This is a genomic window from Bacteroidales bacterium (genome assembly GCA_013141385.1).
Classification (GTDB): Bacteria; Bacteroidota; Bacteroidia; order Bacteroidales; family Tenuifilaceae; genus UBA8529.
Window position 1 is genome coordinate 43,598 of record JABFRB010000037.1, and the last position, 13,460, is coordinate 57,057.

Consider the following 13,460-nt stretch of genomic DNA (forward strand, 5'->3'; position numbering starts at 1 on the left):
TTTTAAAATGCAAAGGTGTATAAATTTCTTAAAAAGGAATAAAAAAACCGCCCAAATATAGGGCGGTCATTAAATAATCTCAAAAGAATATGGGCTTAAGTCCTTTCAAGTTCAACTGTAAAATGGCGCATAATAGGTGCTTCCCATAATATTCTTACCCCTTTTGTTATTTGATGTCGACGCTCAAAAACGTTTCCTAATGCAACGGCAATAACATCTATATGGCTATTTGTATAAACCCTTCGAGGTATTGCTAGTCTTAGAAACTCAAGGTCAGGGTAACGATTCTCACGGGTTAAAGGATCGCGATCAGCCAATATTGCCCCAATTTCCACACCACGGATTCCTGCTTCAAGATACAACTCAATGGCAAGTGTTTGCGCTCTAAATTGTTCTTTCGGAATGTTGGGAAGAACTTTATTTGCATCTACAAATATAGCATGACCTCCTGAAGGTGTTTGGAATGGGACACCAAACTCTTTTAAGCGATTGCCAAGGTATTCTACCTGTTTTATTCTAGTTTCGAGATAATTGAACTCAGTACCTTCATCAAGACCAACCGCAAGGGCATTCATATCACGACCACTCATACCACCATAGGTAATATACCCCTCGAACATAATATTGAACTTGGAGCACTGCCTCCAAAGTTCAGTATCGTTCATTGCTATGAAACCACCCATGTTTACAATAGCATCTTTCTTGCTACTCATGGTCATGGCATCGGCATATGAAAACATCTCAAGAGCTATCTCTTTTATTGTTTTATTTTCGTAGCCCTTTTCTCTAATTTTGATGAAATATGCATTTTCGGCAAAGCGAGCAGAGTCGAAAACTATCATTTTCCCATATTTCCTTGCAACCCTATTGGTTTCCTTTAAACATGCCATCGACACAGGTTGTCCTCCTGCTGTATTATTAGTAAGGGTTACAATTACAAAAGGCACTTTACCTGCATTCTCCGAAAGAAATTTATTGAGTTTAACAGTATCGACATTCCCTTTAAATGGGTGATATGCTTCTGTGTTAGATGCCTCATCAATAGTGCAATCTATGGCATGTGCTCCACGAAACTCAATGTGACCTTTTGTTGTATCGAAATGGGAGTTTCCTGGCACAAAATCACCCTCTTTAACAAGAACTGAAAAGAGAACATTTTCAGCAGCACGCCCTTGATGGGTAGGTAAAAAATGATCAAATCCAACGATATCTTTTATTGCTTGCTTTAGGTTGTAGTAGGAAGATGCGCCTGCGTAGCTCTCGTCACCTAACATCATGGCACTCCACTGACGATCGCTCATTGCGCCAGTTCCAGAGTCGGTAAGCAGGTCAATAAAAACTTGGTTGCTTTTTAGGTTGAATAGATTATACTTTGCTTCCTTAATCCATTGTTCACGCTCTTCTCGGATGCTACGATAGATAGGTTCAACCATCTTAATCTTATACGATTCGGCAAATGGTAACTCCATAAGACGATTATTTTTTAAGAAATTAATACTATGAATGAAAAAAGAAAAATAAAAAGGTGTTGCAATAATAACTAGAAGGTATCCCTATCCTTAATATTTCGGAATACGGATTTGGGGGTAAAAATATATTGAGTTTGTAATCTCATCGGTTTATTAATATCCGTATGATTTTAGAACGCAAAACTAGTTTAAAAGAAGAAAAAATGCAAACGATCTTATTCGCTTTTAACCTATTGATAGAGAGATATTTTATTTTTTTATAGTCTACAGTAGAAAGTTAAGAATATTGAAAAGCGCAAAGATTATGCTTGCTATACCATTTGTTGTAGCAAAAGCAATATTCACCCTTTTGGTATTCTGGGGACTAACTATTGAGTGTTGGTAGATAAGCAAAGTAATAAAAATAGAGGAACCTATCCAGTACCATCTACCTGCATTTAATTTCAAACCAACGAATAAGACAATTAACGCTGTAATTACGTGAAATATAGCTGCTACCCAAAGGGCTCTTTTCGATCCAAGTGCTGCTGGAATCGACTTTAACGATTCAATCTTATCAAATACTTCATCCTGCAAGGAGTAGATAATGTCAAAGCCACCAACCCAGAATAGAACTATTAACGAGTAAAGTATTGGAATTAAATCGAATTTACCCGTTACTGACAGGTAGGCTCCAATTGGTGCCAACGAAAGTCCTAAACCAAGTACTAAATGGCAAAGAATAGTCCAACGTTTTGTAAAGCTATATAGAAGTATTACAGAAAGAGCAACAGGTGAAAGGAAAAATACTAGCCTGTTAATGAACCATGTTGTTGCAATAAATGCTAAAGAATTAAGAATAGTAAATAGAATCGCTGATTTAGCAGAAATAATCCCTTTGGGTATTTCTCTCTCCGAAGTTCGTGGGTTCTTTTCATCAATATATCTATCAACAACACGATTAAAACTCATAGCTGAATTGCGGGCAAAAACCATGCAAAGGAGAACAAGAACCAAAAGATTCCAACTTAGGTTGGATGGATTTAAACTATATGCCAGAAAAAAACCTATTAGGGCAAAAGGCATTGCAAATATTGTGTGACTAAATTTAACAAGGGAGAGGTAATTTTTTAATTTTTTCCCATTCGAATTGTTCATAGAAGAATTTGTTTATTTGTCAAAAATAAATAAAAATGGATAAGTAATTGGTTCGGTCATTTTAAATATAAACTAATATTAAAAAATTGACGCAATTTAATTAACAAATAATCTCGTTAATGGTTTAATAATCAATAGTTAACTTTGTAGAGAGGATTTAAACTCTTTTACAACCTTATCAATAAATTTATTTTCTAATTAAATGACGTTATATTAGTAAGGATTTTAAAATAGATGAATTTACTTTTTCCACATAGGTTGGTATTGATGGTTGCTGCAATGCTACTATCAATTTTTGTTGTAGGGCAGAATTCACTTGATAGTCTAGAAGCATCTGCTAATAGAGCGGTAGGTGAAGAGAAATTGGATTTGCTTTTACAGTTGAGTGAGAACTATTTAAAGATAAACCCTGATAGAACACTAGATTTTGGACTTCAAGTTTTAGTTCAAGCCAAAAAACTCGGAAAACCTCTTCAGGAAGCTCAGGCTCTTTGGATTATGGGGAAGGCCAATTTTAAGATTGCAAACCTTGAAAATGCCTTGAGATATTATAATCGCGCATTAGGGCAGTTTGAGAAGTTCAATATGCGTGAAGAGCAGGTGAACATATTGATTGGTTTATCTGAGGTGTATGAGAATGCCCCAAATCCTGAAATGGCTTTAGTTTTCCTTGATCGTGCTTATTCTCTGGCAGTTCAACTTAAAGATAATAACCTTCAAACCACGGTTTTAATGAATCTTGGTCAGACACATATCAAAAAGGGAAGTTACAGAAATGCTATTGTTCAGTATAATAGGATTTTACAAATTGTTGGTGATGTAAATCTAACTGACGAAAAAAAAACTATTAAAACAAGTTGCTATGGCAAAATTGGATTGTCATATAAAAACCTTGGGGAATTCCAGCAAAGTCGCGAGGCTTATGAAAAAGCGTCAAGATTAGCGAAATCCTTTGGGGATTCCTCTGAATATGGAAAGGCACAGCGAGAGATAGCACTTTCATTTTATCTCGTCCAAAAAATGGATAGTTCAATGATTTACTACACCAAGGCCTTAAATATTAGTAGTTCATTAAAGGATTCATTAGAAATATTAAATGCTTTACAAGGGATCGGGGATGTTAATTTCGAGATAGGTAAGTACGATCAGGCAAAATACTATTTCAACAGGCAGCTTATCATTGCTGAACAAATTAAAAATGTTGACGGAATTGTAACTTCATTAGTTAAAATATCAAGATGCTATTACGTTTCTGGGGATTATCCCACATCATCTACCTATCTGAACAGGGCATTAGCAATAGCAAAGAGTAAAAATCTAACCTCAACCGCTGCTGATGTTTACAAATACTTGTCGCTAATAAGCGAGTCGGAAGGTCGATATAGAGATGCACTAGCATTCTATAAGTCGTGGGCTGATATTCGTGATTCAATATATAACGAGGAGGGCGGCGAGAAATTGGCAAAACTTCAGATTTTGTATGACATTAGCCAGAAAGAACGGGAGAATGAGATTCTAAGACAAGGAAGTGAAATCCAAAAGTTGCAAATTTCCAAAAACCGATATCAGAGTATTATCCTAATTTCTGTGGCAGTTACGCTATTTGTACTTATCATTTTTCTTGCCTTTTTATACCAATCAAAGCACAAGGAGGTGCGAAAACAAAAGGAGGCCGAGCAGAGGATCGTTGAAATAAACAAGGAACTTGAGCGGCGAATGATTTTGGAAATCAAAAAGCAGGAGAAACAGCAGCAACTACTTTCTCAAAAATCGAAACTTGAATCGCTTGGTACACTTGCTGCAGGTATTGCCCATGAAATAAATCAGCCATTGGGTGGAATATCCATGGGACTTGATAATATCTTGTTGAAAATTAATGATAAAAACTATACCGATTCATATCTAAAGGAAAAGATCTCTAGCCTGTTTAATAATGTCGATAGAATAAAAAGGATAATTGATCACATAAGAATATTTTCCCGAACTCAGAAACCAAATGCACTTGAACGGGTTGATGTTAACGAGGTTATTTCAAGTGCTTTGCTTATGGTTAATGCTCAGTATCAGACTCACAATGTCATTATAGAAACCAAACTATCAAAGGGTGAATGCACAATAATTGGTGATAAGTTTAAACTTGAACAGGTTGTACTTAACCTTCTATCAAATGCTAAACATGCTGCTGATGAGAAGGATAGGCAGCATTGTGACGAAAACTATCAAAAGCGAATTGTAGTAAAATCGTGGATAAGCGATCAGAATGTTTGCTTTAGCGTTTGGGATAATGGAATTGGCATTCATCCTGACATTCTAGAAAAAATATACGATCCGTTCTTCACTACAAAAAATGAGGAAAAAGGTACCGGATTGGGCTTATCAATTGCCTATGGGTTTATTAAAGATATCCTTGGCGAGATTAGAGTTGAAAGTAATATTGGAGAATTTACAAATTTCGAAATAATAATTCCCAAACAATAATATTTATGGAGAACTTAAACATACTTGTCCTTGATGATGAAAGAGTATTTCGTGATGAAATTAAGGAGTTTCTTGAAACCGATAAATTTGTTGTTCATTTAGCAGGGAAACCTTCGGAAGCATTCGAAATTTTAAAGCAATCGGAGATAGATATTATAATATTAGATCTTAAACTACCCGAAATGGATGGTCTTACCTTTTTGCAAAAGGTTAAAGAGTTATATCCAGATGTAGAGGTAATTATGATTACAGGTCATGGCGATATGGATGCTGTAATTCAAGCAATGCGGTACGGTGCGGTTGAATTTTTTCCCAAACCATTTCGTTTAATAGATATGAAGGCTGCCATTCAGCGTACTAAGCGGTATATAAGCCTTAGCAATAAATATAAGGAAGTTGAACACTCTTATGCCCTTGTTTCCAAGGAACTTCGCGATAATGTTGGTTATGAGATAATGGGGAATAGCAAGGCCATAAAGCAGGTAGTTGATTTGATGACAAAGGTTTCTAAGGCCGATTCAACCTCAGTTCTAATAACGGGCGAAAGTGGAACAGGTAAGGAACTTGTTGCTCGTGGGATTCACTACCTAAGTTCCCGTAAAAATGCTTATTTCCATGCAATTAATTGCTCTGCAGTTCCTGAAGCCCTTTTCGAAAGCGAATTTTTTGGTCACAAAAAGGGCGCATTTACTGGAGCTAATGAGGAGAAAATAGGGTGGTTTGAAATAGCTAATGGAGGAACCCTATTTCTTGATGAGATTGCAGAAATGGAGAGTTTTATGCAGAGTAAACTGCTTAGAGTTCTAGAGGATAAAAAGATTCGGAGAGTAGGAGCGAATAATGATATTTTTGTTGATGTTAGAATTATTGCAGCAACTAATCAGGATATACAGAAATTGTTTGATGAAAATAAGTTCAGATCAGATCTCTACTATAGGTTAAACTCATTCGAGATACACATTCCCCCTTTACGAGATAGGAGAGAGGACATCCCAATGCTTCTTGATTACTTCTTAAAACTTATTTCACAAAAACTCAATAAGAAAATTCCTACAGTCGATGCTTCTGTTGTTAAGGCTTTATCAGCCTATCATTTCCCAGGAAATGTGAGGGAACTTAGGAATATGGTGGAGCGAGCTTTGATACTTTGCGATGGCAATAAGCTAACGCTAAAATTCTTTGCAGGTTTGCCATTAATAGATGAAGATGTAACACTAGATAATGAAATTGAAGAACTCTTTGACCTAGATGAAGCTGAAAAACGATTAATAGTCAAAGCCCTCCAAAAAACCGATTATAAAAAATCCGAAACAGCACAGCTTCTAAATATAACTAGACAATCACTCGATAGAAGGTTGGAGAAATATGGAATTGATCTTTAGTAATTAGCCGTGGTTGCTTGTTTTTGTTGTTATGATTATTATTCACTAATTATTAATTTCAGATTTTTGAGTTATGAAATTTTCTTTCTCTCTTCCATCTTCGGACTCCTGTCTTCCGACTTCGGACTTCCATCTTCGGACTTCTCTCTTCGGACTTCTGTCTTCTGTCTTCCGACTTCTCTCTTTACCCTTTCATCTTTTCCCTATAAATCTCAAAATTCTCATCATCAAAACAAACAAATACTACTTTCTTAGGAAGTTTGTTTTTATCGAGGTAGCCTTTTACAGCATTAACGGCTATCTCGGCAGCTGATTTTTTTGGAAAACCATAGACCCCAGTGCTGATATTCGGAAAAGCAATAGTTTCAATATTATTACTCGTTGCTAGTTTTAAACTATTTAGGTAAGCATTTCTTAAATAATCAATCTCATCTTTATGACCACCTCTCCAAATTGGACCAACGGTATGGATTACAAACTTTGATGATAACTTATAACCTTTGGTTATTCTGGCCTCACCCGTGGGGCATCCTCCAATTTTCCTGCACTCCTCCAAAAGTTCATCTCCAGCTGCACGATGAATTGCTCCGTCAACACCACCACCACCAAGCAAACTCTCATTTGCAGCATTCACAATCGCATCAACATTGAGTTTTGTGATATCACCTTGAATTACTTCGATAGTACCCATAGATTTCAACTTTAAGTATATAAGAGGATAAAATCAAAACACAATTTTAAACGCAATGACACGACCGCAAAGTTATTCTAACACTAAATATCTTAAGTTACTACTTATAATAATCTTTTAAAGAATTGAATAACGAATAATAACAATTGATCGCGTTGGATTTCTAAAATCAAAATTCGTTAATCCTTGTTCTTAAATCTTCTATATTGGCTATAACTAGCAGCTTAAATTAAATAATAATTTTGCGTCGTTGCGCCTTAGCGTTTAAAACCTCTATCGTATTTGCGCACCCAACTCCTTGGTGAACACCTCAATCAGGTTAGCCATTGTTTTATCAATCTGAACATCAGTTAATGTCTTGTTCTCATCCAGAAGAATAAAGCTAACAGCATACGATTTTTTATTCTCACCTAGATTTTTCCCTTGGTAAACATCAAACAGATTAATGCGTTTAAGCAATTTTTTCTCAGTGGCAAAAGCCAATTTCTGAATCTGACCGTAAGTTACATCCTTATCAAGCAGAAGTGCTAAATCCCTTTTAACCTCGGGGAATTTTGGTAGCTCCTTGTAAACAATCTTTAAACCAACAGACTGCTCAAATACCCTATTCCATTTGAACTCTGCAAAGAAAACCTCTGTCTTTAAATCGAAAGATTCAAGGATACTTCCATTTACCAATCCGAACGATACTATGGGTTTATTCTGATAAGAATATGATAGCCCATACTCAAAGATATCGCTAGATACATCATCGATGGTAAGATTATCGGTATCGAATCCGAATCGGCTAAGAATTGTATGAACATAACCCTTAAGGGTGTAAAAGCTTACAGGTTGTGGTTTCTGAATCCACGATTCGGCAGTTTTCTCACCTGTTAGCCAAATTCCAAGTCTAAAATCTTCGCTATAAGAATTTAAGGGATCTTTAGTCCTATCAGCATCAGGAATAAATTTATAGCAATTACCAAACTCGTAGAGTTTAAGGCTTAAATTCCGATGATTTATATTGCGTTCAACAGACTCAAGCCCTCCAAATAGAAGGGTTTGGCGCATTACACTTAGGTCGTTACTTAAAGGATTTAGGATTTTTACTGCATTTACTGCGGGGAACGAAGCAAGATCCTTGTAGTATAACGATTTGGTTAGCGAATTACACATCGATTCGTTAAACCCATTGGAGGTCAGGTAATCGGAAATTAGGTTGATTATTTGATGTGTATCTGGTTTTTTGGAATAACTCAACGTGCTATTAACCTTCTCCGAGAACTCAACATTATTGTAGCCATAAACACGGAGAATATCCTCCACCACATCAGCCTCACGCTGAACATCCACACGGTAGGGTGGAACTGCCAGAAGAAGTTTTTCGCTATCCTCCTTAACAATTTTTATCTCTAGGCCCTCAAGTATCTTCTTAATTGTATTTAGAGGAATCTCTTTTCCAATAAAGGTAGTGGTTCGCTTAAGATCGTATTCAACACTGAAATCGTCTACTGGTGTTGGGTAAACATCAATAATTTCTGATGAAATCTCACCACCAGCAATCTCCTTAATAAGCATTGCTGCACGCTTTAACGCCCAAACGGTAATGTTTGGATCGGTTCCACGCTCAAAGCGGAATGAGGCATCGGTGCTAAGACCATACCTGCGGGCTGTTTTACGAACCGATACCGAGTTAAAGCAAGCACTTTCAAGGAAGATATTAGTAGTTGTATCGGAAATGCCTGATTTTAGACCGCCAAAAACACCTGCAATACACATGCCATCCTGTGCATTACAAATCATAAGATCCTCGGATGATAGCTTACGCTCAATCCCATCCAGAGTGACGAATGGTGTGTCCTCTTTCAACGTTTTAACAATAACCTTACCACCTGTAATAGCATCGGCATCGAAAGCGTGTAGGGGTTGACCTATTTCGTGTAGAACAAAATTGGTGATATCAACCACGCTATTAATTGGGTTTAAGCCAATTGCTTTTAACCGTTTCTGCATCCATTCTGGTGATGGGCCAACTTTAATATTCGAAATTGTAATACCAGTGTACCTTGTGCAAGCCTCGGGGTTAGCAACCTCTATAGTTATTTTACGGTTATTATTATCGATTTTAAAACCATCAACCGAAGGTTTAGTGGCTTTTGTAGGTTTTTCGAGGTTAAAATATGCAGCCAAATCACGAGCCACGCCGTAATGCGATGCAGCATCGATTCTATTTGGGGTTAACCCGATTTCCAGCAGATAATCATCCTCTATCTTAAAGTATTCTTTAGCAGGAGTACCAACAACAGCGGATGGATCTAACACCATAATACCTGCGTGGGATTTGCCAAGCCCCAGCTCATCTTCGGCGCAAATCATACCCTCAGAAAGCTCACCTCTTATCTTAGCTTTCTTAATTGTAATCTCCTGATCGTTAAAGTATAGCTTAGTGCCAACCGTTGCAACAACAACCTTTTGCCCTTTGGCAACATTTGGTGCACCACAAACCACATTTAGGGGCTCGCCATTACCAACATTCACGGTAGTTTTACTTAGTTTGTCGGCATCGGGGTGCTTTTCGCAGGTAAGAACCTCACCAATAACAACACCCTCAAGGCCGCCCTTAACAGCCTGAACCATCTCTAAACTTTCAACTTCAAGGCCAATTGAGGTAAGTATCTTAGCAACCTTTTCAGGCTCAATATCAATGTTGATGTACTCTTTAAGCCAGCTATACGAAATCTTCATCGGAATAATCTTTTAAATCGATCAATACTTTTTCTAATAAATCAAGCAAAAGTAAGAAAAAAAGAGGTTATACCAATGTGAATTATAAATTGGAGTTTTTCGGAAATGGTTTACACCTAAATAAATCCTAATTTCTCTTGATTTGCAGTTTGATGATAGATAAATAAAAGTTATGTTTGTGTAAGGTATAGGTTTATGGTACAATACATACCAAAAATAGTTGTTTATATACCATTGAGTGGTATATATAAACAAGTTAGCCACAATTTTTTGACACAAGAACGATATGAGAAAACAAGTTTTAGTATTTCTTTTTACAATGAATTTCTTTTTTGTTTCAGGACAGGAGAAAAATAAAGAATATCAAAAGTTTGTCACAGATTTCATTGACTGTTTTAAATCTAAAAATCCCGAATGCATAATATCTAAAATTAACTTTCCATTTCGTAGAGAATATCCAATTCCAGATATAAAAAATGGGAAGGAATTCTTGAGCATGTATAAAGAGGTCTTTGACGATAGTTTAATTGCAATGATTGTTAAGTCCAGTCCATCAGTAGATTGGTCAAAAATGGGTTGGCGTGGCATTATGTTTCTTGATGGTCAGATATGGCTTGAATTAAATGGTAAATTAGTTTCCGTGAATTATCAATCAAAAGTTGAAAGGGAAAAAAGAGAAAAATTAATTAGTGAAGAGAAAAAAACACTCTACGAGTCTCTTAGAGAGTTTAAAGAACCTGTCCGTATTTTAGAAACATCAACATTTAGAATTAGAATTGATGATTTAGGAAATGGAAATTACCGTTATGCTTCTTGGTCTCTTAAGAATAAAATGAGCGAGAAACCAGATTTAGTTCTAGAAAATGGCGAATTCATTCCTGAAGGAAGCGGAGGAAATCATCGGTTCGAATTCAAGAATGAAGATTATGTATATGATTGTGTAATTATTTTACTAGGAGCAGAAAATTCTCCTCCAGCTAAATTGAAAGTATATAAAAATGGTAAGGAAATTTTGAACCAAATAGCAAGAATAATTAGAAATTAAAACTGTGGCTAACAGCTGCTAAAATACATTGGGGCAGATGATTAGATAGGTTTTAATTTGTATATTGGCATTTATTTTAACGTGGGACAGAGACGCTGCTTCTAACTCCCCAACGCATTTTAGCAGCAGGCGTTGTGGGCAAGGCAAGAAAACACTACGCTAACAATAATGATATGAAAATGATAAGAACTTTCCATTCAATTGGTCATGGCGGTTTTTGTACCGAGGAATTCGGAGATTTTACTATGGTATATGATTGTGGAGGCCGTAATTTGAATGTTATTAATTACGAGATTGAACACAGTTTTAAAAAAAATCAAATAATAGATGCTTTATTTATTTCTCATTTTCACAGAGACCATATCAATGGATTAGAGTATTTATTGAAAAATTATACTGTTAAAAGAGTTTTTATTCCGTTCTTGCATGACAATCAAAAAATTCAGGTGATTGTTGAAAATGCAATTAACATTAGGAGTGATTCATTTACAAATAATTTGATTTTAAATCCTGTATCAACAATTCAAGAGAATAGTAAAAACGGTATTAATACATATGTAATTTATATTAATTCAGGTGAAGGGGATGGGAATAATTTGAATAAAGAAAATCTAAACATTGAATCAATAAATAGCAACATTTCTAATTTAGATAGTGGCACTCCAATAACGATAAGTTCATCTACTTTAACATATAATTGGATATTTATCCCTTTTAATTTTGAGTATAATATTTGGGCTGATAAGATTGCACAAGCTTTAAATACGATTGATGTAAATAAGGATAATATAGTTCAAAAACTTCAAACAAAAAGAAGTCAAATAATTGAAGTCTATAGGAATATTCACAATGGAGAAAATAATTTTAATTCAAATTCATTGACTTTATATTCAGGTATGATTAATAATTCTTTAAATATTTTACGATTAAATAATTTACTTTTTTATCCTTTTAATCATTACTCCCATGGTCATGTAGGTTGCTTGTATTTAGGTGATTATAATTCAAAAGATAATCGTTCTTGGCTTCAACTACATACTGCATATTCAGTTTATTGGGATTATCTAAGTACAATACAAATTCCTCATCATGGTTCTGCTAATAATTATAATGAAAAGTTAAATAGTAGAAGTAATATTTTTTCGGTAATGAATGTAAATAGACATAGTAACCACCCTCATGCGTCAACTATGAAATATATTTTATTAAATTCAGGTTACCCAGTCATTGTAACTGAAGATTCATGTACAAGATATATTGAACAAATTGAGGAATTATAAAATACCCAGCCCACAACAATGGCTCATAAGTCACTGATGATAAAATGGATATGCATGCTTCGCTCTCGCTTGCAAGTTTTCTGCATGGGGGATAAGTTTGCGTTCACGACATCCCCAGCGTCTCATAGCCCCGACCGTTACCTTCCATATTATGTCTAAGCAATAGGCATAATATGAAAATTTACTATATTTGCCTTATGATGAATCAGAATGACATAGAGAACAAATTGAGGACGTTGAAACCGATTCTTTCAGACAAATATTCTGTTGAAAGGATTGGATACTTCGGTTCTTACTCTCGGAACGAACAGACTGAGGAATCAGATATTGACATACTTGTGGATTTTCGAAAACCTATAGGTTGGGACTTCTTTGACTTACAAGAATACTTGGAAAGAGAACTGAATACAAAAGTTGACCTAGTTTCTATAAAAGCCCTTAAGGAACAACTTAGGGATATCATACTGAAACAAGTTCATTACGTATGAATCCTTCAAAGCGCCAATACGACTTTTACTTGGAAGATATTCTAACATCCATGCTTAGAATCAATGAATATATTGGCGAAAGAGAATTTCTTGAATTCAAGCAGAACTATATGATTGTAGATGCAGTTGTTAGAAACTTTGAAATCATTGGTGAAGCTTCGAAAAACGTACCCGAAGAAATTCAGAAGAAATACCCTGAAATCCCTTGGAAGAAAATGTATGGACTGAGAAATCTAATTTCTCACGAATACTTTGGAATTGATTACGAAATGATTTGGCAAATAGCGACTGCCAACCTACCACAAAACGTCATTGATTTGCAGAAGATTATTGAATCAGAAAAAAACACGAACGGTAACATACGCTAAAAGGTATTGATTTCTTGTTATAGTGTAGTTAAATTATTGATAATCAGTAAAAATCATAATTTTATGATTTTAGTTTAATTTCTTTGCAGATTTCTGAAAGAATTTCGCAGGGATTCACATCTATTGCAAGGCGATTAAATATAGTTCCAAAACGCTACGCCTAGCCTTTATTGTATTTGGTCTGATAACGCATTTGGAGTTCTTAACGCTTTTGTGTAGCTTTACTATTGAGGGATAAGAATACAGTTTCAACCGAGCGTTATTTGGCAGTTCAGCATTCTAAGACATATGCAAGTAAAATAGAATAATTATTTTTGTGTTGCCAAATAACGACCGACGGCAAAAGTTAAGCCAAAGGTTATCTAGGGGTAGCTCAATTGCAGCTACCCTTTTTT

10 protein-coding genes are annotated in these 13,460 nt (G+C 35.4%); 6 read left to right on the forward strand and 4 right to left on the reverse strand.

Translation table 11 applies throughout. The features are described from left to right. Positions 1–95 precede the first annotated feature (95 nt). Both HOO91_18420 and HOO91_18425 read right to left on the reverse strand, forming a co-directional pair. Positions 96–1,469: a tryptophanase gene (locus HOO91_18420; protein NOU19535.1), complete on the reverse strand. Its 1,374-nt coding sequence runs from the start codon at positions 1,467–1,469 to the stop codon at positions 96–98. Between the two features lie 264 nt (positions 1,470–1,733). Then, the gene (locus HOO91_18425) at positions 1,734–2,606 is read right to left on the reverse strand and encodes a UbiA family prenyltransferase (protein NOU19536.1); all 873 of its coding nucleotides are present in this window, start codon (positions 2,604–2,606) and stop codon (positions 1,734–1,736) included. Between the two features lie 234 nt (positions 2,607–2,840). On the opposite strand from HOO91_18425, the gene HOO91_18430 reads away from it, so the two are divergent. Beyond that, positions 2,841–5,084 carry a tetratricopeptide repeat protein gene (locus HOO91_18430; GenBank protein ID NOU19537.1) on the forward strand — a complete coding sequence of 748 codons (2,244 nt, stop codon included), beginning with the start codon at positions 2,841–2,843 and terminating at the stop codon, positions 5,082–5,084. 5 nt (positions 5,085–5,089) lie between these two features. After that, complete coding sequence (locus tag HOO91_18435; protein ID NOU19538.1) at positions 5,090–6,466, forward strand: sigma-54-dependent Fis family transcriptional regulator; 1,377 nt, start codon at positions 5,090–5,092, stop codon at positions 6,464–6,466. Between the two features lie 184 nt (positions 6,467–6,650). On the opposite strand, the gene HOO91_18440 is transcribed toward HOO91_18435, so the two are convergent. Together HOO91_18440 and HOO91_18445 are read right to left on the reverse strand one after the other, a co-directional pair. Next, positions 6,651–7,157 (reverse strand): O-acetyl-ADP-ribose deacetylase, encoded by a 507-nt coding sequence (locus tag HOO91_18440; protein NOU19539.1) that lies wholly within the window; start codon positions 7,155–7,157, stop codon positions 6,651–6,653. Positions 7,158–7,430: 273 nt separating this feature from the next. Next, positions 7,431–9,884, reverse strand: a complete 2,454-nt coding sequence (locus HOO91_18445) for a phenylalanine--tRNA ligase subunit beta (GenBank protein NOU19540.1) — start codon at positions 9,882–9,884, stop codon at positions 7,431–7,433. A gap of 286 nt (positions 9,885–10,170) precedes the next feature. On the opposite strand from HOO91_18445, the gene HOO91_18450 reads away from it, so the two are divergent. From HOO91_18450 to HOO91_18465, 4 genes are all read left to right on the forward strand, one after another. After that, positions 10,171–10,929, forward strand: a complete 759-nt coding sequence (locus tag HOO91_18450; protein ID NOU19541.1) for a hypothetical protein — start codon at positions 10,171–10,173, stop codon at positions 10,927–10,929. Between the two features lie 173 nt (positions 10,930–11,102). Next, the gene (locus HOO91_18455) at positions 11,103–12,209 is read left to right on the forward strand and encodes a hypothetical protein (protein ID NOU19542.1); all 1,107 of its coding nucleotides are present in this window, start codon (positions 11,103–11,105) and stop codon (positions 12,207–12,209) included. Positions 12,210–12,409: 200 nt separating this feature from the next. Beyond that, entirely contained in the window at positions 12,410–12,697 is a 288-nt protein-coding gene (locus tag HOO91_18460; protein NOU19543.1) for a nucleotidyltransferase family protein, read from the forward strand. Next, a complete protein-coding gene (locus HOO91_18465) occupies positions 12,694–13,065 on the forward strand; it encodes a DUF86 domain-containing protein (GenBank protein ID NOU19544.1) in 372 nt (123 codons plus the stop codon). Before HOO91_18460 ends, HOO91_18465 begins: the two co-directional genes overlap by 4 nt. Positions 13,066–13,460 lie beyond the last annotated feature (395 nt).

Excerpts from the sequence above, each read along its gene's own strand:
- HOO91_18420 (NOU19535.1), bottom strand. The coding sequence starts at position 1,469 with ATGGAGTTACCATTTGCCGAATCGTATAAGATTAAGATGGTTGAACCT.
- HOO91_18425 (NOU19536.1), bottom strand. The coding sequence starts at position 2,606 with ATGAACAATTCGAATGGGAAAAAATTAAAAAATTACCTCTCCCTTGTT.
- HOO91_18430 (NOU19537.1), top strand. The coding sequence starts at position 2,841 with ATGAATTTACTTTTTCCACATAGGTTGGTATTGATGGTTGCTGCAATG.
- HOO91_18435 (NOU19538.1), top strand. The coding sequence starts at position 5,090 with ATGGAGAACTTAAACATACTTGTCCTTGATGATGAAAGAGTATTTCGT.
- HOO91_18440 (NOU19539.1), bottom strand. The coding sequence starts at position 7,157 with ATGGGTACTATCGAAGTAATTCAAGGTGATATCACAAAACTCAATGTT.
- HOO91_18445 (NOU19540.1), bottom strand. The coding sequence starts at position 9,884 with ATGAAGATTTCGTATAGCTGGCTTAAAGAGTACATCAACATTGATATT.
- HOO91_18450 (NOU19541.1), top strand. The coding sequence starts at position 10,171 with ATGAGAAAACAAGTTTTAGTATTTCTTTTTACAATGAATTTCTTTTTT.
- HOO91_18455 (NOU19542.1), top strand. The coding sequence starts at position 11,103 with ATGAAAATGATAAGAACTTTCCATTCAATTGGTCATGGCGGTTTTTGT.
- HOO91_18460 (NOU19543.1), top strand. The coding sequence starts at position 12,410 with ATGAATCAGAATGACATAGAGAACAAATTGAGGACGTTGAAACCGATT.
- HOO91_18465 (NOU19544.1), top strand. The coding sequence starts at position 12,694 with ATGAATCCTTCAAAGCGCCAATACGACTTTTACTTGGAAGATATTCTA.